Genomic DNA, 22,173 nt, shown 5'->3' with positions numbered 1-22,173 from the left:
ATCGTTTTAAAACGACAGGGTCGTTGGCTGAATGGTCGAGAAGTTCTCCTGCCCGGCAAACAGGAAGGTAAAGTCACTCTCGCACACCCGTTTAACCGCCGGGTGCTGGATCATCCGCTCAGCGAAGATAACGTAGTACTCTTCCATCAAATCCAGGGTTTCACCGATTAACATGACACCTTCCCCTTCCAGGATCTCCTCCCGATAGATGGTGGGAGCCATAAAAATCCCTTGATTGAAGAAACCAAAGGCCTTCATCAAAGCCGCATCGTCAAACTCACCGAGGATGCTGGGCGACACCCCCTGCTGCTCGAACCACTGGGTCAACTGGCGCCCCATGGCGGTACGGCGACCGGGGATCAGCAGTTTGCGCTCCTCCAGACAGGCAGGAAAAGGCTTCTCGGGCAATGGTGCCTTACAGAAGAAGCTGACGCCACAGCCCCCCAATCGCTTGGAGAGCAGCCCCGCATGCTGGCTGGAGTCCACCGGACAGTCGGAGAGGATCATGTCGAGCTTGTGCTCGCTCAGCTGCTCCAGCAGCAGCTCGTGAGTCGATTCGAAGCAGCGCAGGTGGATGGAGCCATCATTGGGGATAACGGAGAGCAGCACGCGGCTGGCAAGGCGTTTGGAGAGGGCATCGGCGATGCCGACGTCGAACAGGATCTGGCTCTCCTTGCGGTAGTTGACGATATCGAGCATCTCGTAGGAGAGGCTGAACATCTTGTCGGCATAGCGAAACACCAGCTGACCGAGCTCGGTCGCCTCGAGGGATCGCCCCTTACGTTTGAGTAGCTTGCCACCGAGCCGCTGCTCCAGCAGCTTGATCTGGCCGGTGACGGTTTGCGGGGTCAAAAAAAGGGCTTCCGCTGCCTGGGTAACGGAGCCCTTCTTCTGAGTCATCCAAAAATAGTAGAGATGGTTGTAGTTAAGGTGTGACATCCGATGGGGTTCCCGCTGTTCGCGGACTCCGGTAGCAGCTGAGTTCAACCGCCAGAATGTCATACATGTCGCTGACCGAGTCAACCTTGTTCGCGCCAAACTGCTCCATCAGGCTGGCCTTTAGGCGTGCCTTGTCCGGCATTCGCTCGGCGCAATAGCGTTTGTTGGAATGTTTGACCATCTCGCCAGCCCGACTGCTCAACGCCCGCTCGGAAAAGGTCTCGCCAAAGCGCGCCTTGGCCTGCTTGTCCCCCAGCAGCAGGGCACTGTCTACCACTCCATTCAGATAGGCAGAGCAGTTCGCCGAGGCGGCGTCCTGCTTGCAATCCTCCAGCCCGCCGGCCAGCGCCATGGGGCTCAGCAGCAACATCAACAACCCGGTCTGTATTCTCATAATCCCTCCGAACGCTGATCTCCTTCACCTTTAGGTAACGAGGCCCGCAATGCCAGATACCCCACTACAGCGGCGACAGTGGAACCGACCAGTATCCCCAACCGCGAGTAGCTACCGTAGTCCAGGCCGCCGTGCTCAAAGGCCAGCGACGCAATAAACATCGACATGGTGAACCCGATACCACAGAGGATACTGACCGCAAAAATCTGCTTGAAATTAACCCCCCGTGGCAATTGGGCAATACCCAACTTCACGGCCAACCAACTGATGGTGAACACCCCGAGCGGCTTGCCGATACACAGCCCCAGCATGATGCCCATCGGCACCGGGCTCATCAGCGCAGACAGACCAATACCGTCCAGCGAGACCCCTGCGTTGGCGAAGGCGAACAACGGCAGGATCAGGTAAGCGCTCCAGGGGTGCAATGAATGTTCCAGATGCTTGAGCGGCGAGGCATAGCGCTTGCCCTTAAGCGGGATCATGAAACCCACAACTACGCCGGCCAGGGTCGCATGAACGCCAGACTTGAGCACCGCCACCCAAAGCACCAGACCGACCAGCATGTAGAGGCTGATCCTGTCCTCACCGCGGCGATTCATCCAAAGCAGGGTGAGGGTTGCCAGAATACCGATGGCCAGCGCCTCCAGCGACAGCTGCTGGGTATAAAACAGCGCGATGATGATGATGACGCCGAGGTCATCCATGATGGCCAGCGCCAGCAGGAACACCTTGAGGCTCACCGGCACCCGCTTGCCGAGCAGCGCCATCACCCCGAGGGCAAAGGCGATGTCGGTCGCAGCCGGAATCGCCCAGCCAGCGCGCGCCACGTCGTCCGAATAGTTGAAAAAGGCGTAGATCAAGGCCGGCGCCAGCATGCCGCCCACCGCCGCGATGGCCGGGAAGGTCGCCTGAACCCGGGTGGAGAGCGCCCCTTCCAGCATTTCACGCTTCACTTCCAGACCAACCAGCAGGAAGAAGATCGCCATAAAACCATCGTTGATCCACAGCAGCAGCGGCTTGTTGATGTCGAGGGCTGCGATGCGCACCTGCACCGGCGTGTCGAGAAACGCCTGATACCCGCCAGCAAGCGCGGTATTGGCTAAAATCATTGCCAGCATGGCCGCCATGATCAGAATAATTCCGGAGGCAGCCTCCAGCTTCAGGAACTTTTTGATTACGTCACTCATGGTTAAATTTCCCACCGCATTGCTTTGATTTGAGTCTATATCCTGCAACAACCAATGGAAAATCGTTTCTTGCTGCTCAACACAACGAAAAAACCGAAGGCAAAACAGAACATACCTGCTATAGGCAGGTTTTCGCCTCGTCTCTGGCCACCCTCTCATTAATCAACAAAGTGAATTTTCAATTATTCAGCTGCATAAAAAAGGCGCCCTGAGGCGCCTTGCTATCAGATGGCGACGGGCGCCTTGATCCCGGGGTGAGGGTCATAACCCTCGATCTCGAAATCCTCGAACTTGTAGTCGAAGATGGAGTCAGGTTTGCGCTTTATCACCAGTTGCGGCAACGGACGCGGCTCGCGAGAGAGCTGCAGGGCAGTCTGCTCCATGTGGTTGGAGTAGAGGTGCACATCACCGCCGGTCCAGACGAAGTCACCCACTTCCAGATTGCACTGCTGGGCCATCATGTGGGTCAGCAGGGCGTAGCTGGCGATGTTGAACGGCAAGCCGAGGAACACATCACAGCTGCGCTGGTAGAGCTGGCAGGAGAGCTTGCCATCCGCCACATAAAACTGGAAGAAGGCGTGGCATGGGGCCAGCGCCATCTTGTCCAGCTCGCCCACGTTCCAGGCGGAGACGATGATGCGGCGCGAATCCGGGTTGTGCTTGATGTCATCCACCGCTTTCTGGATCTGGTCGATGACAGAGCCGTCGGCCGCAGGCCAGGAGCGCCACTGAGCGCCGTAAACCGGCCCCAGCTCGCCATTCTCGTCTGCCCACTCATCCCAGATGCTGACGCCGTTTTCCTTCAGATAGGCGGTATTGGTATCGCCATTGAGGAACCACAGCAGCTCGTGAATGATGGAGCGCAGGTGGCACTTCTTGGTGGTCACCAGCGGGAAACCTTCCGCCAGATTGAAGCGCATCTGATGGCCGAACAGGGAGACGGTACCGGTGCCGGTACGGTCGGACTTGACGGTGCCCTCATCGAGGATCTTTTGCATCAGGTCGAGATAAGCTCGCATTATTTCGCCTCCTTGATGGCATTACCGAACAACTGCGGGCGCTTGTAGGCGACCCAAATCATCAGGGCACCGGCGATAATCATCGGGGTGGAGAGGATCTGGCCCATGCTGATCTCCTGGAAGTAGAGACCAAGCTGGCTGTCCGGCTGGCGCACAAACTCCACCAGGAAGCGGAACAGGCCGTAGAACAGCAGGAACATGCCGGAGATGGCGCCGCGTGGCGGGTTCTTGCGCCAGAACAGGTTGAGAATGATGAACAGTACCACCCCTTCCAGTGCGAACTGGTAGAGCTGGGAGGGATGACGCGGCTCGGGGCCGGCTTCCGGGAAGATGATGGCCCAAGGCACATCGGTGACCCGGCCCCACAACTCGCCGTTGAGGAAGTTGCCGATCCGGCCAACGCCGAGGCCAAACGGAATGAGCGGCGCCACAAAGTCGGCCACGGTGAAGAAGTGGCGCTTGGTCTTGTGGGCAAACCAGACCATCGCGGTGATAACCCCGATCAGGCCGCCGTGGAACGACATGCCACCGGTCCAGATCTTGAACAGGTAGGTGGGATCCGCGAGGAAGAGATCGAAGTTGTAGAACAGCACGTAACCGACACGGCCACCGAGGATCACCCCGAGGAAACCGTAGAACAGCAGATCCGACACCTCGTTGCGGGTCCAGCCGCTGTTCGGTGCATCGGCGCGACGGCCGGCTAGCCACATGGCAAAAGCGAAACCAAACAGGTACATGAGACCATACCAGCGTACCGATAGTGGTCCCAAACTGAATGCTACGGGATCAATCTGCGAGAAAACCCAATATCCATCGTGCTGCATAAGCGGCCCCAGTCATAAGAAAAGCCGCATTTTCCGATCATTCGTCAGCAGGGACAAGGCATGATTATCAATCACTCTGTTTCGATTTATGACCGGCTCGCAGCAAACCGCCCAAACCATGCTCCTCCAGATAGCGGGCAAACAGGCCGCGCAGCACATGGGGATTGTCATGTTTGAGGCCATCGGCCATCAGTTCGGTCAGCTCGCTCAGGGTGGATTGACGCAGCACGTACTTGATCCGGGCGATGTTGTGGGTGTTCATACTGAAGCGGCGATAGCCCATGGCGAGCAGCAGCAGTACACCGACCGGATCACCGGCCAGCTCACCACAGACAGACACCGGCTTCTGGTAGCGATGGGAGGCATCAACCAGCTGTTGCAGGGCACGGATCACCGCAGGGTGGAAGGCATCGTAGATGTTGGCAACCCGGGAATTGTTGCGATCCACCGCCAGCAGGTACTGGGTCAGGTCATTGCTGCCCACCGACCAGAAGTCGATGAGCGGCGCCATCTCCGGCAAGATAAAGAGGGCTGAGGGCACCTCGATCATCACCCCGAGGCTGGGGTAGCGGATCACCGCATCGCGGCTGGCCGCCTCTTCCGATACTTCCCGCCACGCCTGATCCAGCAGACGACGGGAGGCTTTGATTTCGCTAACGCTGCTGATCATCGGCAGCATGATGGCCAGATTGTCCAGCCCTTCACTGGCCCGCAGCATCGCCTTGAGCTGCACCAGAAACAGTTCGGGGTGATCCAGGGTGATCCGGATCCCCCGCCAGCCAAGGAAGGGATTTTCCTCGACGATGGGGAAATAGGGTAGCGGCTTGTCGCCCCCCACATCCAGCGTCCGCATGCAGACCGGCCGGTTGCGGTAGGTTTCCAGAATGCCGCGATAGCGGGCAGTCTGCTCCCACTCGGAAGGGAAGCTCTCCTGCAGCATAAAGGGGATCTCGGTGCGATAGAGCCCGACCCCGTCCGCCAGCTGATTGAGGGAGATCTCGGTATCGGCACTGAGCCCGGCGTTGAGCAGCAGAGAGACCTTGGTGCCATCGGCGGTCTCGGATGGCAGGTTATCGACGCTGCGCACCAGCGTATCGAGCGCCCGCTCTTCATTGAGCAGTTGGCGATACTCGGTCAGGATCACCTGATTGGGTTCGATGAAGAGATCGCCGCTGTAGCCATCGACCACCAACATACGACCGCCGATGTCGCCAAGGGGCAGATCAACACCCATGATGGCGGCCACCCCCATGGCGCGGGCTAAAATGGCGGCATGGGAGTTAGTGCCGCCCTTGAGCGATACCACCCCGGTCAAATACTCGCGAGGTACTTCTGCCAGAATAGTGGCGGTCACCTCGTCGGCAACCAGCACCACCGGTTCGCCGATGGCGATATGTTCCGGTTCGTTCTGCACCAGTCGGCTGATCAGCCGCTGGGCGATATCCTTCACGTCAGTGGAGCGCTCCTGCAGGTAAGGGTCCTTCATCCCCTTGAACTGCTCGATCAAGCGATCGCTGATGAGCTTGACCGCAGAGACCGCAGTCCAGTGCTCCTTGCTCACCTTGTTGCGAATGGGCTTGATGTAGCCGGGATCGTTCAGCAGATGGAGGTAGATGTCGAAGATCGCCACCGAATCCTGGCTGTAACTCTCGCGAAAACGCAGCGCCAGACTCTCCAGATCGTGACGAACCTCCTCCACAGCCAGCTCCAGCCGCGCCAGCTGGTTCCCATGGTCTTCATCCTTGCGCGGAGTGATGGACGAGAGCGCCTTGCGCGGCCGCCACACCCAGGCCTTGGCAATGGCAATACCGCTGGCCCCGGCAATGCCACGCAGCGGCTTGCTCCAGTCGGTCTTCTGCAGCCACCCCTTAGCTTGCGCCTGAGCGATACGCGCTGCCAGCTGGGCAGCCAGAGTGACCATGAAGGACTCCTCACCCTCATCGAAGCGGCGACTCTCCTTCTGCTGGACCACCAGAATGCCGACCACCTGACGCTGGTGCATGATGGGGGCACCAAGGAAGGAGCGGAACGCCTCTTCGGCAACATCGGGCAGGAATTTGAAACTGGGGTGAGCGGGAGCATCGGCCAGGTTGATCAGCTCTTCTCGCTGGCCCACTAATCCGACGATGCCCTGCTCGTATGGCAGGGTCACCTTATCAACCGCAGAGGATGCCAACCCGTCGGTGGCAGCCAAGCGATAGCGACGCATCTCGGGTTCCGAGACGTACACAGAGCAGCAGTCTACGGCCATGGCCTGCCGGGTCTGGCTTACCAGGGCCTGCAGAGCCTGCTCGAGGGTGTTAGCCTCGGCCATGCTCTCGACGATACGTCTCAGCTCCGTTAACAACTAATAGTGCTCCTTAACGAGGACGGTTACGCCGTCCATCCTTCTTGTTGACCTGTACTGCCGGCACCGGCATCGCCAGCGGGACAAACTCTGTCATGACCCGACGGTAAACCTCCCGCTTGAACGAGACGACCTGGCGTACCGGGTACCAGAAGCTGACCCAACGCCAATCGTCAAATTCGGGATGGCCATGACAGCCGAACTGGATCCGCGACTCCCTGCCCTGACCCAGTTGTAACAGGAACCATTTTTGCTTTTGGCCAATACAGACCGGTGAACTGTCCCAGCGGACAAGACGTTTGGGTAAACGATACTTTAGCCAGTTACGACTGGTGGCCAAAATGGTCACATCTTCGGGCTTGAGGCCAATCTCCTCATACAGCTCTCGATACATGGCCTGCTCTGGCGTTTCACCATCATCAACTCCCCCCTGCGGAAACTGCCAGGAGTGCTGCCCATAGCGTTTAGCCCACAACACTTGTCCTTCACGGTTACAGATCACGATACCGACATTGGGACGAAATCCGTCGCCATCAATCACGTGATCACCTTATAAAGGCTGAATCTATAAGGAGATTGTTCCACATTCACTCCGTGGCAGCAAACAGGGAGTGAATCCCCTGTTTCATGAATAACTTTCCATTTCAAACATAGTTATAAACAAATTCAACGATCCTCCCGCCCAAGTTGCCCACCCAGACTGTGCATAAAGCTGTTAGCAAACGGGTATATACAGTACTTCTTGACGATAACAAAAAAGCGCCAGCCTGTTCCGCCACACAATGAAAATACAAAAAAACAATTAATATACATAGACTTAAACTATAAAAACCTGCGTTTGATCCATCGCTTCATCCATGCAGGATCCACGATCCTGATTGTGAACAAGTTCAACTGTTCAAAGATCCACCACGACCAAATTATCCACAGGAGTGGCACAGTATCTACTCGGTTAGCAGGGTAAAAATGGGGTTGCATTCACAATTTTTTGTAACATCTCAGAGACTCATCCCACTTTCATCCACTTATCCAAGATTTCTGTGGATAACTGTGTGTAACATCATGCACAAACCCTTGGACAACTATTTAGAGCTCAAGCAGTGCCAGGATCGCCACTCGATAAAATATATAAAACCCTTTAAAATCATTGTGATGAGCCAACAACCCCCAGATTCTCGGTATTTGATCTTATCCACTCTGGATCGGTTATAAAAACAGCGATCCATCTCAGGATCCTCCCCTGTTAGACTATGGCGAGCAAGATGGAGCCAAACATGCCAAGCAATCCTCAATCCGAACAGGAGTTATTGAGCCGGGCCTACGCCATGGCTGGCTTCACGTTGGCACAACTGGCCGCAGAAGCTGGCGTCGCCGTGCCCAACGATCTGCGTCGTGACAAGGGGTGGGTCGGTCAGTTGATCGAGCTGCAACTAGGCGCCAGCGCAGGGAGCAGGCCGGAGCAGGACTTTCCGGATCTCGGCATCGAGCTCAAGACGATCCCCATCGATCCTCAGGGCAAACCGCTGGAGACCACCTTCGTCTGCGTGGCACCGCTGATCGGTGTCAGCGGTCAATGCTGGGAGGAGTCCAACGTGCGCAACAAGCTCTCCCGGGTACTGTGGATCCCGGTGGAAGGCAGCCGCGAGATCCCGGTTGGCGAGCGGCGGGTAGGCATGCCGCTGATGTGGAGCCCAAATGAAGAAGAGGATCGGCTACTGCGTCAGGATTGGGAGGAGTTGATGGACATGATAGTACTGGGAGAAGTGGAGCAGATCAGCGCTCGCCACGGCCAGGTGATGCAGCTGCGCCCCAAGGCTGCCAACAATAAGGCGCTGACTCGCGCCATCGGCCGGAACGGTCAACCCATCATGACGCTGCCTCGGGGCTTTTATCTCAAGATCGACTTCACCCACAGCCTGCTGCAACGCTATTTTGCCTTGCCGACTTGATCTGCCTTATCAACATCTTTGTCATATGGTGGTATAAAAATAGTCAGGAGCCATTTTTAACTCACAGACAAGGAGGCGTCATGCCACTGATCAAACAGTTTTTGAAGTCCAAGCCCGAGGTCAAGGTGACCTTTGCCGTAGAGAAAGAGGCTGCCGCAGGCGCGGAGCAGGTGATGCTGATCGGCGAGTTCACCCAGTGGCAACCGGTCGAGTTGAAACGCATGAAGAGCGGCGAGTTCAAAGCCACCCTCAATCTGCCGACCGACGGCCCGGGTTACTTCGAATATTGCTACCAGCTCATCACACCGGCAGGGGAAACCCTCTACGAAAATGACTGGGAAGCGGATGACTATGTGCCAGGCCCCTTCGGGCGCGACAACTCGGTGGTACGCGTCATCCAATAGATGACTGAACCCAAGAACCGGATACAAAAAAGGCTCGCCATTGGCGAGCCTTTTCACTACCTGTCGAGCTATTTGCCGACATATCGACACTAATTCGAATCGAATTAGTTGAGCTTCTCTTTGATACGAGCAGCTTTACCGGACAGGTTGCGCAGGTAGTACAGTTTGGCGCGGCGAACATCACCACGACGCTTCAGTTCTACACTGTGGATCAGCGGAGAGTGAGTCTGGAATACACGCTCAACACCTTCGCCGTTGGAGATCTTGCGAACGGTGAAAGCAGAGTGCAGACCGCGGTTACGCTTGGCAATAACGATGCCTTCGAAAGCCTGCAGACGCTCTTTGCCACCTTCTTTAACACGCACTTGAACACGTACGGTATCGCCCTGGGCAAAAGCCGGGATGTCGGTACGCAGTTGCTCTTGTTCAAGCTGCTGAATAATCTTGCTCATTGTCTTTCCTTACCTAGGATAAACTGAAAACTCTACTTAACGCTGTCACGCACTTCGCGGACATACTCGGCAAGAAGTGATTCTTGCTCGTCAGTCAGAGCTAGGTTGTTAATAAGTTCCGGCCTTCTTTGCCAGGTTCGTCCGAGCGATTGCTTGAGACGCCAGCGTCGAATCACTTCGTGATTGCCGCTTGTCAGCGCCTCGGGCACTGCCAATCCATCCAACACCTCTGGCCGAGTGTAGTGGGGATGATCCAGCAAGCCATCCGTGAAGGAGTCCTGCTCGGCACTGGCCTGATCACCCAAGACCCCGGGGACCAAACGCGAAACCGCATCGATCAGGGTCATGGCAGGCAACTCGCCACCACTTAACACGTAATCCCCGATAGACCACTCTTCGTCGACTTCGGTTTGTATCACGCGTTCATCGATACCTTCGTATCGACCGGCTACCAGAATCAGTTTCTGATTCGTCGCCAGCTCGGTTACGCCCGCTTGAGTCAGCTTGCGTCCCTGAGGGGAGAGATAGATGACTTTCGCCCCGTCTCCCGCCGCTTGCTTGGCTGCATGAATCGCGTCACGCAGCGGCTGAACCATCATTAACATACCGGGCCCACCACCATAAGGACGATCATCGACCGTACGGTGTTTATCGTGGGTAAACTCCCGGGGGTTCCAGCACTCAATCTGCAGCAGGCCACTCTTGACGGCCCGACCCGTTACCCCGTGCTCGGTAATGGCTCGGAACATTTCAGGGAAGAGGCTAATCACCCCAATCCACATAAGAAACCTCCGGCACCCGTGTTAGCGCGGGAAACTAGAAACCAGGATCCCAATCAACTTCGATTGTTCGAGCAGTCAGATCAATATTCTTGATCACCTGCTCTTCCAGGAACGGAATCAACCGCTCCTTTGCACCAAAGGCATCTTTTACATTGGCCTCAACCACCAACACATCGTTGGAGCCGGTTTCCATCAATTCGGTCACCTTGCCCAGGTCGTATCCCTTGGTGGTCATCACGGAGCAACCAATCAGGTCACGCCAGTAGAACTCACCTTCAGGCAACGCAGGCAATAGATCAGCGGGTACGCCAATCTCGACATTGGTCAATGCCAGGGCATCTTCGCGCACATCGATACCATCGAGTTTGCAGATCAGACCCTTGTTGTGACGCTTCCAGGCCGAGACCTTGAGTTCACGCCACACCCCGTTCTGACTAATCAGCCAGGGGTTGTAATCGAAAATCGCTTCGGCAACATCGGTGAAGGAGTTCACTTTAAGCCAACCCTTGATGCCATAAACGGTACCCAGGGTGCCCAGAACTATAGGTTTTTCCACCTTAACTCCTTACCGTTTGGCTGATTAAGCAGCTTTAGCAGCGTCTTTGATCAGCTTGGCAACGCGGTCAGAAACAGCGGCACCAGTAGCAACCCAATGCTCGATACGAGCCAGGTCCAGGTTCAGCTTTTCGGCAGAACCAGAAGCAACCGGGTTGAAGAAACCAACGCGCTCGATGAAGCGACCGTCACGGGCGCAACGGCTGTCAGAAACTACTACCTGGTAAAACGGACGCTTTTTCGCGCCACCACGTTGTAAACGAATGGTTACCATATCGTCCTCATTAACATCTAATGAACAAGGCCCGCAAACACGCGGACCCTAGCTTAAAATAAGCCGCGTAATTCTACTTGGATTCGTAATAATTGCAACCAAGCCAGCCATTTTTTGCGCAGAACAGCAATGAAAAAGGGCCTGCCACCGCAGACCCCCCATAAACCTACAGGCCGGATCAGAACGGACCGCGACCGCCACCGAAACCCGGGGGCATCATGTTCTTCATCTGACTCATCATCTTGCGCATGCCGCCCTTGCCGGACATCTTCTTCATCATGCGCTGCATCTCGGTGAACTGCTTGAGCAGCTTGTTCACGTCCTGCACCTGCATGCCGGAGCCTGCGGCGATACGGCGTTTGCGAGACCCCTTGATAAGGTCAGGATGAGCACGCTCCTTGGGCGTCATGGAGCTGATGATGGCTTCCATCCGCACGGTAAGCTTGTCATCCATCTGATCTTTCACGTTATCCGGCAAGCCGGACATGCCGGGCAGCTTGTCGAGCATCCCCATCATGCCGCCCATGTTGCGCATCTGGGCCAGCTGCTCGCGGAAGTCCTCCAGATCAAAGCCCTTGCCACTCTTGACCTTGTCGGCCAGCTTGGCGGCTTTCTCTTTATCAACGTTGCGCTCGACTTCCTCAATCAGCGACAGCACATCGCCCATGCCGAGGATGCGGGAGGCGAGACGATCAGGGTGGAATGGCTCCAGCGCATCGGTCTTCTCGCCCATACCGATAAATTTGACCGGCTTGCCGGTGATGTGGCGCACCGACAAGGCGGCACCACCACGGGCATCACCGTCCGCTTTGGTGAGGATCACGCCGGTGAGCGGCAGTGCCTCGTTGAACGCCTTGGCGGTGTTGGCGGCATCCTGACCGGTCATGGCATCAACCACGAACAGGGTCTCGACCGGCTTGATGGTGGCGTGCAGATGCTGGATCTCGGCCATCATCGCACTGTCGACGTGCAGACGACCGGCGGTATCGACGATCACCACGTCATAGAACTTCTTGCGCGCCTGATCGATGGCGGCAGTGGCAATGTCGACCGGCTTCTGGCTGGCATCGCTCGGGAAGAAGTCAACGCCGATGTCGCTGGCCAGGGTCTCCAGCTGTTTGATCGCCGCAGGGCGATAAACGTCGGCACTGACGACCAGCACCTTCTTCTTGCTGCGCTCTTTGAGCAACTTGGCCAGTTTGCCGACCGTGGTGGTCTTACCGGCACCTTGCAGACCGGCCATCAGGATGATGGCGGGCGGCTGGGCAGCCAGGTTGAGCTGCTCGTTGGCCTCCCCCATCACGGTGACCAGCTCACCATGCACAATCTTGATGAATGCCTGGCCCGGGCTCAGAGATTTGGCCACTTCCTGCCCGACGGCGCGCTCTTTGACACGCGCCACGAAATCACGCACTACCGGCAGGGCGACATCCGCCTCGAGCAGCGCCATGCGGACTTCGCGCAGGGTTTCCTTGATGTTGTCTTCGGTCAGGCGACCACGGCCACTGACATTGCGCAAGGTGCGCGAGAGTCGTTCAGTCAAATTCTCAAACATGACGGATTCCGGTTCTTGGCGTAATAAATTGGGGGCATTATAACCCAGAGCGGGCGCGAGGACGATTATTCACCGCACGGCAGCAATAGGGACCTTCTCCCTATATATGGGCAGATCGGCCGTTGCACAACTGGCGAGCACTTCATGTGCAAGGTATACTGCCCCTCTTACCCTCAAAAGCTTGTGTAACAACGACCTGGTTATGATCGTAATCTCTGTTCTGGCCCTGGCGTTCTATCTGCTGGCCATCATCGCCTCCCTGCATCTGTTACTGAGCGCCAAGCCGGTGGGACAGCGCTCCCTGTTTGCCTGTATCGGATTGGCCCTGATCGCCCATGCCAGCGCCCTGGGTTCAGAAATCCTGCAAGGGACTGGCCAAAACCTGAGCATGCTTAACGTTGCCTCGCTGGTGAGTCTGATCATCAGTTGTTTCATGAGCTGTATCACTCGCCGCTTCAACGGCTGGATACTGCTGCCGGTGGTATACAGTTTCTCGGCCCTGCTGCTGGCCGCCAGTGCCCTGATCCCGGGGCGTTACATCACCCATCTTGAGGCTCATCCCCAGCTGCTACTGCATATCGGCCTCGCTTTGATGGCCTACTCGGTATTGATGATCGCCTGTCTGTTTGCATTGCAGCTTGCCTGCCTGAACAAACAGCTTAAATCGAGAAAAATCAGCAACCTGCCAGCCATGCCGCCGCTAATGACAGTGGAGAAACGGCTGTTCCAGCTGATCTCTGCCGGGGTACTGCTGCTGACCCTCTCCATCGCCTCCGGACTCTTCTTTCTTGAAGATATGTTCGCCCAGGGCAAATCTCACAAGACGGTGCTCTCGATCCTGGCCTGGTGCGTCTACGTGCTACTGCTGTGGGGCCATCACACCTATGGCTGGCGCGGCCGCAAAGTGATCACCCTGAGCCTCATTGGCAGCTTCATCCTTACCCTCGCCTACTTTGGCAGCCGCTTCGTCAAAGAAGTGCTACTGAGCTGACCCTCTCTTTATTTTCGTCACACCATCCAACAGGAGCCCTTTTTGGACAGCATCTCAACGAGCACATTACTGATTGTTCTCGTTATTTTGATCCTCTTATCCGCCTTCTTCTCCAGTTCCGAAACTGGCCTGATGTCCATCAACCGCTACAAACTCCGGCATTTAGCCCAAACCAAACATAAAGGCGCACGCCGCGTCGAGAAAATGCTGGCCCGCCCCGATCGCCTGCTGGGGTTGATCCTGATCGGCAACAATCTGGTCAACATTCTCGCTTCCGCCATCGCCACCATCGTCTGTATCCGGCTGTTTGGTGATCTCGGGGTCGCCATCGCCACCTTCGGCCTGACCCTGGTGGTACTGGTGTTTGGTGAAGTGACCCCCAAGACGCTGGCAGCCATGTATCCGGAAAAAATTGCCTATCCGGCCTCCTGGATCCTCAAAGGTCTGATGGTGCCACTGTCGCCGCTGGTCTGGCTGATCAACGGTATCACCAGCGGTCTGCTCAAGATGCTGAAGATCACCCCCAACAAGAATGACTCCCTCAACACCGAAGAGCTACGCACTATCGTCAACGAAGCGGGCAGCCTGATACCGCAACGTCATCAGGAGATGCTGATCAGCATCCTGGATCTCGACAAGATGCTGGTCGAAGACATCATGGTGCCACGCAGCGATATCTACGCCATCGACATCAACGATGACTGGAAAACCATACTGCGCCAGCTGGCTCACTGCGCCCACACCAAGATCCTGCTCTATCGCGACAACATCGACGACGTTGTCGGCTTTTTGCATGCTCGCGATGCCCTGCGGCTGATGGCGAGGGATCAGTTCAACAAATCGAGTCTGTTACGGGAAGTGGACGAAATTTATTTCATCCCGGAAGGGACGCCCCTCAACGTGCAACTGGCCAAGTTCCAGCGCAACAAGGAGCGGATCGGCCTGATTGTCGATGAATATGGCGATATTCAGGGCTTGATCACCCTAGATGACATATTGGAAGAGATTGTGGGTGACTTCACTACCTCCATGACACCAGCACCCAGCGACGAGATCCATCCCCAGCCGGATGGCACGTTTCTGGTGGAAGGCTCGGCCAGCGTGCGCGAGCTGAACAAGGAGATGAACTGGCACCTGCCCATCGACGGCCCGCGCACCCTCAACGGTCTGATCCTCGAATATCTGGAGGAGATCCCCCAGCCCAACATCGGGATCCGGCTGGCGGGTTATCCTATCGAAATCCTCGATGTGGAGAACAACATGGTGAAGATGGCGCGGATCATGCCGGCATCATACCGGGCGGAGTCGGATTCACAAGATTGAAAAAGGGCTGCCAGTGGCAGCCCTTTTCTATTGCTTATCGTCATTGTTCATCTTCATCATCCGGCTCCAGCACCAGCGTCGGGATCAACTCGCCAAAGACCCGTTGCAGCTCGTCACGGTTGGCTAGCAGATCTTGCAGCGTATAGCTGTCCATCACCGCCAGAAATGCATCCATCGCCTCTCGCAGCGCACTCTTGAGCAAACAGACCGAGACGATATGGCAGACGGGCGAGCCGCAGTCGATCCCGTCCAGATTGCCTTCCAGCGCCCGGATAACCTGCCCGATATTGATGGTCGCCGGATCGCAAGCCATGCGAATACCACCATTCTTGCCCCGCTGGGATTGCAGATAGCCCAGCTTCACCAGCTGATTGACTACCTTCACCATGTGGTTGCGGGAAACGCCATATAAGGCAGAGACCTTGGCAACGCTCGACAACTCCCCTTCCGGCAGGGTGGCAAGATAGAGCAGGGCTCTCAATCCGAAATCTGTATAACTGGTTAGTCTCATAAAACCTGATTAGCGCGATGCGAAAAGTGGAGTATTGATTCAAATCAAATAAACATCTAGGATGCCACTTATTAAATGACATTTTATATGTTCAATTAGAACGAGGCCCCTATGCTAGATCAAACCACAGTTGCCGTCATCAAAAGCACTATTCCGCTGCTCGAATCGGCAGGTCCTGCCCTCACCCAGCACTTCTACCAACGGATGTTCAGCCATAACCCGGAGCTGAAAGATATCTTCAACCTGGCCCATCAACGCAGTGGCGGCCAGCCGCTGGCCCTGTTCAATGCGGTCGCTGCGTATGCCAAGAATATCGACAATCTGGGGGCGCTTGCCGGTGCGGTCGAGCGGATTGCGCACAAACATACCGGATTCCTGATCCAGCCGGAACAATATCACATTGTAGGTAGTCATCTCTTGGCCACGCTCAAAGAATTGGGCGGAAGTGCGGTCACCGATGAGGTGCTGGAGGCATGGGGCAAGGCATATGGCGTGCTGGCCGACATCTTCATCGGCCGCGAGCGGGAGATCTATCAGGAGAAGGCCAATCAGGATGGTGGCTGGCAAGGTACCCGCACCTTCATCATCAAGGAGAAACGGGCCGAGAGCGCCCTCATCACCTCCTTCCTGCTGGTGCCGGAAAATGGCAAGCCGGTACTGGCCTTCAAACCGGGCCAATACCTCAGCATCAAGCTGGTGCACCCCGAGCTCGAATACCAGGAGATCCGCCAGTATTCACTCTCGGATGCACCGAACGGCCGCGACTATCGCATCAGCGTCAAGCGCGAGTCGCAGGGTCAGGTCTCCAACCTGCTGCACGACCACCTGCAGGCGGGCGACAAAATCGAGGTGATGCCCCCCACTGGCGATTTCTACCTGAAAGCCAACAGCCAGACCCCGGTCGTGCTGCTCTCCGCCGGGGTCGGCCTCACTCCCATGATGAGCATGCTCAACCAGCTGCTGGCGAATGGCCATCAGGCCGACCTCACTTGGCTGCACGCCTGCGAGCAGGGCGCGGTGCACGCCTTTCGGGAAGATATTCAGCAAAAATCCCGCCAGCATCCCGACTTGCTGAGCCGGGTCTGGTATCGGGAGCCGGAAGCCAGTGACGTACTGGGCGAAGATTACGACCTTGCTGGCACCATGGATCTGACCGCAGTGAAGGAGCGCATCACGCCGCAATCCCACTACTACTTCTGTGGCCCGGTCGGCTTCATGCAGGAGATCAAGCGGCAGTTGCTGGCGGCGGGGGTGCCTGCCGGGCAGCTTCATTACGAAGTTTTTGGCCCCCATCAAGATCTCTAAAACGCAGGCGGCCATATAACAGAGGGAGGTTGCGGCCTGTCATGGCACGGCGGCTGGAGCCGGACCCACAGATGCAGATCTGTGGGTCATTTTTTTGGATCAGTGCATCGCCTTGGCGCGGGCCACCACGTTGGCCGGCATCCGGTTACCAAGACGGTTCAGCAGACTCGCCGCCTTCTGGTGCAGCGCCTGGTCACCGATGACGGAGCCATGGAGCCAGCGGTAGGCATCCTCATAATCGAGCGGACTACCCATCCCCTGCAGCAGCATCTCGACCCACTCGATGCGGGCACGCAGAAAACCGAGGCTGGCCGCCTCGCGCATCAGGGTCTCGGCTCGCACCAGATCCTTCTGCACCATGGTCCCCTTCCAGTAGTAGCGCCCCAGCTGCTCCAGCGCAGGCGCCAGCCCCTGATTGGCGGCCTCCCACATGTATTGCACCCCGAGCTCGGCATTGGGCTTGGTACAAACACCCCACGCCAGCATATCCCCCCACAGGAATTGATAGGCCGGGATCTTCATCACCGAGGCGCGCGCTTCGATATCCTGAGTCAGCTGACAGCGATCCTGCTTCACCTGAGTGAGATGACGACCCTGCTCAATCCAGTTGAGCAGTTCGTCCTGACGATAGAGCGGCACCGCCTGCAACTCGCCAGCAGCCAGAGGCGCGGGAGTCGCAACCGCAGCGGCAGGCTCCACCGGTTGCGGCAGCGGCGCCGCCCCCTCGCCACTGCTGGCGACCGGCGTGACCGGCTCGGCCGGGAGCAAGACGGGGGCAGCCTCAGAGGGCGTGGGCGTGGCTGCAGCCGCAGACACCGGCGCTGTTGCCATCGCAGCACTGCTTTCGGTCGGCATCGATGCACTGACCGCTGGCGCATCGCTCGATACGGCAGCCGATACCGCCTCGGCGCCATAGAGGGGCGCGCTGAATGCTCCGACAAGAACGAGAAGGGTAAGGGGTTTCATCATAAGGATCTCCTGCTGCACTCTGTTATCGGCACCAACCCTCATCCCCTTAGCCTGCGGGCAGATCTCATCAATACAAAGGCTATGTCCCAATTACGTGTTGCATGGGGTGCCCCAGCGCCTCATGCAGACACGCTTTGATATTCACTCCCTTCCCGTAACGCTCCAGCATCCTGCGCCAACCCAGATAATTCCTCAGGTAGTGAGTCGCAACGCCATGAAAGCGCACCATCCATTCTTTCAATCGATGGTGATATCCGTTTACATGTTGAATGTGGAATGCTCCTACTACCCGCTCACCCTGACGATTGCGCACTACTTGATGAGTCACTCCCTGCACTTTACTGAAACTGGCATATACGCCCGCACCATCGCTACACAGCACTGCATCCGGCGAGACAAGGGGCTTCAACACCGCGATAACTGTTTCGGCATTCATCTTTTCCAACTGAAAATCTGCATGATGGCCAGCGCGGTCCTGCACCACCATCACCGGGATGTAATCCGGCCCGGTTCCACGGGTTCGCCCTTTACCTCCACGATGTCGTGCCGGACGCGGCAGTCCCCGTTGCCCCTTGAACGATTCGAGGAAGAAGGTCTCGTCGACCTCAACGATGCCCTCTTCCCGTGTGGCTTGATGGGCGGCCATCGCACGCAAGAAGCGGTGGCGCCAGAGGAAAGCGGTGTTCTTGCTGACCCCGCAACGCAGAGCTGCCCGGCGGACAGTGAGTCCTTCAATGAGGGCTTGCGCGTAGTCTTCCCAGCACTGCGTTTTACGTAATCTGGCCAAGGGGGTCTTGGTCAGCACGGTACTGGTGCGCAGACACAGTTTGCAACGGTAGCGACGCAGTCCGCGACTCCATCCCCAGGGGGCCAGCTGATTGGCATCGGCCTGACAATGTGGGCAACCGCTGCATGCAGGTAGCTGGGTATTGAGTGAGGTAATGGTGTGGGGCGCCATGAGCTCCTGCCGGGCAACACGGCGTTGGCGCAGGGTAAGCTGTGGAAAGAGAGACAACAGGTGTTGAAAGGCTGGGGTATCCATGATGGTAGACCTCAAGGTGATGGCCTACTTCAAGCTTAGCCTTTCAACACATAATTGGGACAGAGCCAATACAAAAGGGAGCCGAAGCTCCCTTGTTGGCACGGTAGACCCGTTTATTTGACGAAATCGACACCCAGCTGGATATCGGCTTTCAGGGTAGCCAGCATGCCTTCCATCGCTTCTTGTTCGAACGCGCTCAGCTTGCCGTAATCCAGCACGGTTTCGACGCCGTTCTTGCCCAGCAGCACCGGCTGCGCGAAGAAGGTGGCGTGCTCGCCGTTGCCTTCCACGTAAGCGCACTCAACAACGTTGGCTTCGCCCTGCAGACCCTTGATGAGGGAGAGACCAAAACGGCAAGCCGCCTGACCCATGGAGAGAGTCGCAGAACCGCCACCGGCTTTGGCTTCTACCACTTCGGTACCGGCATTCTGGATACGCTTGGTCATGGCAGCCACTTCTTCAGCAGTGAAGGAGGCGCCTTCAATCTGGGAGAGCAGCGGCAGTATGGTGACGCCACTGTGACCACCGATCACGTTGACGCGTACCTTGTCGACGTTCAGCCCTTTGGCGGCGGCCACGAAGGTCTCTGCGCGGATCACGTCCAGGGTGGTAATACCAAACAGGCGGCGCTTGTCATAGACACCGGCTTTCTTCAGTACTTCGGCGGCGATGGCGACCGTGGTATTGACCGGGTTGGTGATGATGCCGATCAGTGCTTTCGGGCAAGTGACCGCGCACTTCTCGACCAGATTTTTGACGATACCGGCGTTGATGTTGAACAGGTCGGAGCGATCCATACCCGGCTTGCGTGCCACACCGGCGGAGATCAGCACCACATCGGCACCAACCAGCGCAGGAGTCGGATCTTCACCGCAGAAGCCCTTGATGGCGACGTCGGTAGGAATATGACTGAGGTCAACGGCTACACCCGGGGTAACCGGGGCGATGTCATACAGGCTCAGTTCGGAACCAGCCGGCAGACGATTTTTCAACAGCAGAGCGAGGGCTTGACCGATGCCACCAGCGGCACCCAGAACGGCAACTTTCATGATCAACTCCATGTTTAAGCGTAGGTTTAAGGTTGTTTATTGTTGTGGGCCCAACCTTAATTGATCCCCCTATAAAAAACAATCTGATAACAGTTGCAGTCGCGGGTTCTGTGAGCAACGAAACAAGCGGGAATAAAAAATAGGGTTAAATACAGAAAGTTGGAGGGGAAGCACAGTTTTTTTGTGCTTCCACTTACCAATAAAGAGGTATTAAAGCGGTACTCAGGATTGAAACGCCAACGCCCGTTTTTCACACCAGCGAAACCCAATTGTTAACAATCCGTTCATCGCCAGATAAAGCCCGCCAGCTACCCCGAACACCGCCAGGGTATCGTAGGTCTGGGCATTCAACCCCTGAGCCAGCCCCATGATATCCATGATGGTGATGGTACTGGCGAGGGAACTCCCCTTGAGCACCAGGATCACCTCGTTGGAGTAGGCGGGCACCAGATGACGGGCGGCGTGGCGCACCTTCATCCAGAGGGTCTGGCCAGCCGAGAACCCCAGCGCCCGACATGCTTCTACCTCACCGGCCGGAATGGCATCGAGCGCCCCCTTGAATAGTCGGGTGGAGTAAGCCGCCGTGTTGAGACCCAGCGCCAGCACGGCGCAAAACCAGGGCTGCTTGAGCAGCGGCCAGAGCGGGCTGGCTTTCAGCCACTCAAACTGACCCGGCCCGTAGTAAATCAGGAAGATCTGAATAAGCAGCGGCGTACCGGTAAAGATCAGCACCCACAGCTGCACCAGCTGGGTCGCCACCGGCAGGCGCAACTCCAGCACCCAGGTCATCAGGGCCGCCAATGCGATTCCCAGCAGCAGGCTGAACAGGGTCAGCTCCAGCGTAGTGACCAGACCGCCCAGCAAAGTGACGAGATACTCTTGCATCAGTTAGCCTCCGTAGCGGCGGGTGTAGCGGGCAGCCAGGCCCAGGCCGAACTCACTTACCAGACTGATGGCCAGATAGATGAGGGCGGCGGCGGCATACCAGGTGAATGGCTCATAGGTACTGGCAGAGGCCATCTGCGCCTGACGCATCATCTCGTTAACCCCGATCAGCGACACCAGCGCGGTATCTTTCAGCAGCACCAGCCACTGGTTGCCAAGGCCCGGCAAGGCGTGACGCCACGCCTGCGGCAGCACGATACGAAAGAAGATATGGCCCTTGCCAAGGCCCAGCGCCAGCGCCGCCAGCCGTTGACCTGAAGGCACCGCATTGAGCGCCGCCCGCAGGGTCTGGGTCGCATAGCTGGCGAACAGCAGGGAGAGCGCCAGCACGCCACAGGCGAACGGGCTGAACTCCACATACTCGCCGGTGATGAGGAACAGCACCTGGGTCGAGCCGAAGTAGATGAACAGCACCACCAGCAACTCGGGCAGGCCACGGATCAGCGTGGTCAGAGTGGCCACCGGCCACACCAGCGCACGCTGTTTGCTGAGCTCGGCGGCACTGAACGCCAGTGCCAATACCATGCCCCCGACCAGTGATGCCAAGGCCAGCCCGAGGGTCATCCAGGCTGCATCCAACAACAGGCTCAACATGGCTTACTGCGCGAAGTATTTGTCGAAGATTTTCTGATAGGTGCCGTTGGCCTTGATCTCGGCCAGCCCCTTGTTCAGCTGAGTCAGCAGCTCCTGGTTGCCTTTGGCGACCGCGATGCCAAAGCCGGTACCGAAGTACTTGGCATCGGTCACCGGCGTACCCACCACCGCATACTCCTTGTGCTGCTTCAGCCAGTCAGCAGCAACCGCGGTATCGGCAAACACGCCGTCGGTACGGCCATTCATCATGTCGAGGAAGGCGCTCTGGTAGCTGGCGTACGGCACGGTCAGCAGACCCTTGCTCACCCAGTTATCCACCAGATAGGACTGGTGAGAGGTACCGTTCTGCACGCCGACGGTCTTGTCGACCATCTCTTCCGGCCCCTTGAAGGCATCTTTCTTGGCCACAAATACCGCCGAGTTCTCGTAGTAGATGTCGGAGAAATCGACCTGAGCGGAGCGCTCCGGGGTCACGTCCATGGCGGCGATGGCGGCATCGTAGCGACGGAATTTCAGGCTGGGGATCAGGCTGTCAAAGGCCTGGTTGTGGAAGCTGCACTCCAGCTTGGCCTGCTCGCAGATGGCGCGGGCCAGATCGATATCAAAACCCTGAAACTCGTTCTTGTCATCCAGGTATTCGAACGGCGCGTAGGTGGCCTCGGTGGCGAACTTGATCTCTTTGGCCATGACGGAGGTACTCAACAGACCCATGGCAGCAACCAACAACAGACTCTTTTTCATGACAGCTTCCTTATCGATTCAA

General features: G+C 57.1%; 24 protein-coding genes. 5 read left to right on the top strand and 19 right to left on the bottom strand.

What is annotated here, in order from left to right; translation table 11 throughout:
- Positions 1 to 6 precede the first annotated feature (6 nt).
- The 7 genes from nhaR to rppH all read right to left on the bottom strand — a co-directional run bounded on the left by nhaR (position 7) and on the right by rppH (position 7,251).
- Positions 7 to 939: a transcriptional activator NhaR gene (gene nhaR / locus BN4575_RS05040; RefSeq protein ID WP_042024276.1), complete on the bottom strand. Its 933-nt coding sequence runs from the start codon at positions 937 to 939 to the stop codon at positions 7 to 9.
- A complete protein-coding gene (locus BN4575_RS05035; protein ID WP_068977383.1) occupies positions 926 to 1,333 on the bottom strand; it encodes a hypothetical protein in 408 nt (135 codons plus the stop codon). The genes nhaR and BN4575_RS05035 overlap by 14 nt, the downstream gene beginning before the upstream one ends.
- Positions 1,330 to 2,520, bottom strand: a complete 1,191-nt coding sequence (gene nhaA / locus BN4575_RS05030) for a Na+/H+ antiporter NhaA (RefSeq protein ID WP_068977382.1) — start codon at positions 2,518 to 2,520, stop codon at positions 1,330 to 1,332. The genes BN4575_RS05035 and nhaA overlap by 4 nt, the downstream gene beginning before the upstream one ends.
- A gap of 224 nt (positions 2,521 to 2,744) precedes the next feature.
- Positions 2,745 to 3,539, bottom strand: a complete 795-nt coding sequence (gene thyA, locus BN4575_RS05025; RefSeq protein ID WP_068977381.1) for a thymidylate synthase — start codon at positions 3,537 to 3,539, stop codon at positions 2,745 to 2,747.
- Positions 3,539 to 4,363: a prolipoprotein diacylglyceryl transferase gene (gene lgt, locus BN4575_RS05020; RefSeq protein ID WP_068977380.1), complete on the bottom strand. Its 825-nt coding sequence runs from the start codon at positions 4,361 to 4,363 to the stop codon at positions 3,539 to 3,541. The genes thyA and lgt overlap by 1 nt, the downstream gene beginning before the upstream one ends.
- Positions 4,364 to 4,430: 67 nt before the next feature.
- Positions 4,431 to 6,710, bottom strand: coding sequence for a phosphoenolpyruvate--protein phosphotransferase (gene ptsP / locus BN4575_RS05015; protein WP_068977379.1), 2,280 nt, complete (start codon positions 6,708 to 6,710; stop codon positions 4,431 to 4,433).
- Positions 6,711 to 6,723: 13 nt separating this feature from the next.
- Positions 6,724 to 7,251: an RNA pyrophosphohydrolase gene (rppH, locus tag BN4575_RS05010; protein ID WP_042024265.1), complete on the bottom strand. Its 528-nt coding sequence runs from the start codon at positions 7,249 to 7,251 to the stop codon at positions 6,724 to 6,726.
- A gap of 733 nt (positions 7,252 to 7,984) precedes the next feature.
- On the opposite strand from rppH, the gene mutH reads away from it, so the two are divergent.
- The gene (mutH, locus tag BN4575_RS05005; protein WP_068977378.1) at positions 7,985 to 8,659 is read left to right on the top strand and encodes a DNA mismatch repair endonuclease MutH; all 675 of its coding nucleotides are present in this window, start codon (positions 7,985 to 7,987) and stop codon (positions 8,657 to 8,659) included.
- A gap of 80 nt (positions 8,660 to 8,739) precedes the next feature.
- Positions 8,740 to 9,063, top strand: coding sequence for an isoamylase early set domain-containing protein (locus tag BN4575_RS05000; protein ID WP_033135513.1), 324 nt, complete (start codon positions 8,740 to 8,742; stop codon positions 9,061 to 9,063).
- Positions 9,064 to 9,167: 104 nt separating this feature from the next.
- Here BN4575_RS05000 and rplS read toward each other — a convergent pair whose 3' ends face one another.
- The 5 genes from rplS to ffh all read right to left on the bottom strand — a co-directional run bounded on the left by rplS (position 9,168) and on the right by ffh (position 12,681).
- The gene (gene rplS, locus BN4575_RS04995) at positions 9,168 to 9,515 is read right to left on the bottom strand and encodes a 50S ribosomal protein L19 (RefSeq protein WP_005313505.1); all 348 of its coding nucleotides are present in this window, start codon (positions 9,513 to 9,515) and stop codon (positions 9,168 to 9,170) included.
- Between the two features lie 32 nt (positions 9,516 to 9,547).
- Entirely contained in the window at positions 9,548 to 10,297 is a 750-nt protein-coding gene (trmD, locus tag BN4575_RS04990; protein WP_005340400.1) for a tRNA (guanosine(37)-N1)-methyltransferase TrmD, read from the bottom strand.
- A gap of 34 nt (positions 10,298 to 10,331) precedes the next feature.
- Positions 10,332 to 10,853: a ribosome maturation factor RimM gene (gene rimM, locus BN4575_RS04985; RefSeq protein WP_042024262.1), complete on the bottom strand. Its 522-nt coding sequence runs from the start codon at positions 10,851 to 10,853 to the stop codon at positions 10,332 to 10,334.
- A 24-nt stretch (positions 10,854 to 10,877) separates the two neighbouring features.
- Complete coding sequence (gene rpsP, locus BN4575_RS04980; protein WP_021141082.1) at positions 10,878 to 11,126, bottom strand: 30S ribosomal protein S16; 249 nt, start codon at positions 11,124 to 11,126, stop codon at positions 10,878 to 10,880.
- A 178-nt stretch (positions 11,127 to 11,304) separates the two neighbouring features.
- Complete coding sequence (gene ffh / locus BN4575_RS04975) at positions 11,305 to 12,681, bottom strand: signal recognition particle protein (RefSeq protein ID WP_042024260.1); 1,377 nt, start codon at positions 12,679 to 12,681, stop codon at positions 11,305 to 11,307.
- Positions 12,682 to 12,883: 202 nt separating this feature from the next.
- Here ffh and BN4575_RS04970 point away from each other — a divergent pair, with 202 nt between their 5' ends.
- Together BN4575_RS04970 and BN4575_RS04965 are read left to right on the top strand one after the other, a co-directional pair.
- Positions 12,884 to 13,672 (top strand): cytochrome C assembly family protein, encoded by a 789-nt coding sequence (locus tag BN4575_RS04970; protein WP_068977377.1) that lies wholly within the window; start codon positions 12,884 to 12,886, stop codon positions 13,670 to 13,672.
- Positions 13,673 to 13,714: 42 nt separating this feature from the next.
- Complete coding sequence (locus tag BN4575_RS04965; protein ID WP_068977376.1) at positions 13,715 to 14,995, top strand: HlyC/CorC family transporter; 1,281 nt, start codon at positions 13,715 to 13,717, stop codon at positions 14,993 to 14,995.
- Between the two features lie 40 nt (positions 14,996 to 15,035).
- Here BN4575_RS04965 and BN4575_RS04960 read toward each other — a convergent pair whose 3' ends face one another.
- Positions 15,036 to 15,506, bottom strand: a complete 471-nt coding sequence (locus BN4575_RS04960; protein WP_042059661.1) for an Rrf2 family transcriptional regulator — start codon at positions 15,504 to 15,506, stop codon at positions 15,036 to 15,038.
- A gap of 111 nt (positions 15,507 to 15,617) precedes the next feature.
- On the opposite strand from BN4575_RS04960, the gene hmpA reads away from it, so the two are divergent.
- Positions 15,618 to 16,811 (top strand): NO-inducible flavohemoprotein, encoded by a 1,194-nt coding sequence (hmpA, locus tag BN4575_RS04955; RefSeq protein WP_068977375.1) that lies wholly within the window; start codon positions 15,618 to 15,620, stop codon positions 16,809 to 16,811.
- A gap of 99 nt (positions 16,812 to 16,910) precedes the next feature.
- On the opposite strand, the gene BN4575_RS04950 is transcribed toward hmpA, so the two are convergent.
- The 6 genes from BN4575_RS04950 to BN4575_RS04925 form a co-directional block, all read right to left on the bottom strand.
- Entirely contained in the window at positions 16,911 to 17,522 is a 612-nt protein-coding gene (locus BN4575_RS04950; protein ID WP_083221000.1) for a tetratricopeptide repeat protein, read from the bottom strand.
- A 337-nt stretch (positions 17,523 to 17,859) separates the two neighbouring features.
- A complete protein-coding gene (locus BN4575_RS21155) occupies positions 17,860 to 18,822 on the bottom strand; it encodes an IS1595 family transposase (RefSeq protein WP_083220992.1) in 963 nt (320 codons plus the stop codon).
- 113 nt (positions 18,823 to 18,935) lie between these two features.
- The gene (mdh, locus tag BN4575_RS04940) at positions 18,936 to 19,871 is read right to left on the bottom strand and encodes a malate dehydrogenase (protein ID WP_068977373.1); all 936 of its coding nucleotides are present in this window, start codon (positions 19,869 to 19,871) and stop codon (positions 18,936 to 18,938) included.
- Positions 19,872 to 20,093: 222 nt separating this feature from the next.
- Positions 20,094 to 20,756 (bottom strand): arginine ABC transporter permease ArtM, encoded by a 663-nt coding sequence (artM, locus tag BN4575_RS04935; protein WP_068977372.1) that lies wholly within the window; start codon positions 20,754 to 20,756, stop codon positions 20,094 to 20,096.
- A 3-nt stretch (positions 20,757 to 20,759) separates the two neighbouring features.
- Complete coding sequence (artQ, locus tag BN4575_RS04930) at positions 20,760 to 21,410, bottom strand: arginine ABC transporter permease ArtQ (protein ID WP_042024246.1); 651 nt, start codon at positions 21,408 to 21,410, stop codon at positions 20,760 to 20,762.
- A gap of 3 nt (positions 21,411 to 21,413) precedes the next feature.
- Complete coding sequence (locus tag BN4575_RS04925; protein ID WP_042024243.1) at positions 21,414 to 22,151, bottom strand: transporter substrate-binding domain-containing protein; 738 nt, start codon at positions 22,149 to 22,151, stop codon at positions 21,414 to 21,416.
- Positions 22,152 to 22,173: the final 22 nt, after the last annotated feature.

It is taken from the genome of Aeromonas sp. EERV15 (genome assembly GCF_900079845.1).
GTDB classification, from domain to species: domain Bacteria; phylum Pseudomonadota; class Gammaproteobacteria; order Enterobacterales; family Aeromonadaceae; genus Aeromonas; species Aeromonas sobria.
Note: the sequence above shows the minus strand (reverse complement) of the source record. Positions and strands in the feature narration are given on the sequence as shown.

Excerpts from the sequence above, each read along its gene's own strand:
- nhaR (WP_042024276.1), bottom strand. The coding sequence starts at position 939 with ATGTCACACCTTAACTACAACCATCTCTACTATTTTTGGATGACTCAG.
- BN4575_RS05035 (WP_068977383.1), bottom strand. The coding sequence starts at position 1,333 with ATGAGAATACAGACCGGGTTGTTGATGTTGCTGCTGAGCCCCATGGCG.
- nhaA (WP_068977382.1), bottom strand. The coding sequence starts at position 2,520 with ATGAGTGACGTAATCAAAAAGTTCCTGAAGCTGGAGGCTGCCTCCGGA.
- thyA (WP_068977381.1), bottom strand. The coding sequence starts at position 3,539 with ATGCGAGCTTATCTCGACCTGATGCAAAAGATCCTCGATGAGGGCACC.
- lgt (WP_068977380.1), bottom strand. The coding sequence starts at position 4,363 with ATGCAGCACGATGGATATTGGGTTTTCTCGCAGATTGATCCCGTAGCA.
- mutH (WP_068977378.1), top strand. The coding sequence starts at position 7,985 with ATGCCAAGCAATCCTCAATCCGAACAGGAGTTATTGAGCCGGGCCTAC.
- BN4575_RS05000 (WP_033135513.1), top strand. The coding sequence starts at position 8,740 with ATGCCACTGATCAAACAGTTTTTGAAGTCCAAGCCCGAGGTCAAGGTG.
- rplS (WP_005313505.1), bottom strand. The coding sequence starts at position 9,515 with ATGAGCAAGATTATTCAGCAGCTTGAACAAGAGCAACTGCGTACCGAC.
- trmD (WP_005340400.1), bottom strand. The coding sequence starts at position 10,297 with ATGTGGATTGGGGTGATTAGCCTCTTCCCTGAAATGTTCCGAGCCATT.
- rpsP (WP_021141082.1), bottom strand. The coding sequence starts at position 11,126 with ATGGTAACCATTCGTTTACAACGTGGTGGCGCGAAAAAGCGTCCGTTT.
- ffh (WP_042024260.1), bottom strand. The coding sequence starts at position 12,681 with ATGTTTGAGAATTTGACTGAACGACTCTCGCGCACCTTGCGCAATGTC.
- BN4575_RS04970 (WP_068977377.1), top strand. The coding sequence starts at position 12,884 with ATGATCGTAATCTCTGTTCTGGCCCTGGCGTTCTATCTGCTGGCCATC.
- BN4575_RS04960 (WP_042059661.1), bottom strand. The coding sequence starts at position 15,506 with ATGAGACTAACCAGTTATACAGATTTCGGATTGAGAGCCCTGCTCTAT.
- hmpA (WP_068977375.1), top strand. The coding sequence starts at position 15,618 with ATGCTAGATCAAACCACAGTTGCCGTCATCAAAAGCACTATTCCGCTG.
- BN4575_RS21155 (WP_083220992.1), bottom strand. The coding sequence starts at position 18,822 with ATGGATACCCCAGCCTTTCAACACCTGTTGTCTCTCTTTCCACAGCTT.
- mdh (WP_068977373.1), bottom strand. The coding sequence starts at position 19,871 with ATGAAAGTTGCCGTTCTGGGTGCCGCTGGTGGCATCGGTCAAGCCCTC.
- artM (WP_068977372.1), bottom strand. The coding sequence starts at position 20,756 with ATGCAAGAGTATCTCGTCACTTTGCTGGGCGGTCTGGTCACTACGCTG.
- artQ (WP_042024246.1), bottom strand. The coding sequence starts at position 21,410 with ATGTTGAGCCTGTTGTTGGATGCAGCCTGGATGACCCTCGGGCTGGCC.
- BN4575_RS04925 (WP_042024243.1), bottom strand. The coding sequence starts at position 22,151 with ATGAAAAAGAGTCTGTTGTTGGTTGCTGCCATGGGTCTGTTGAGTACC.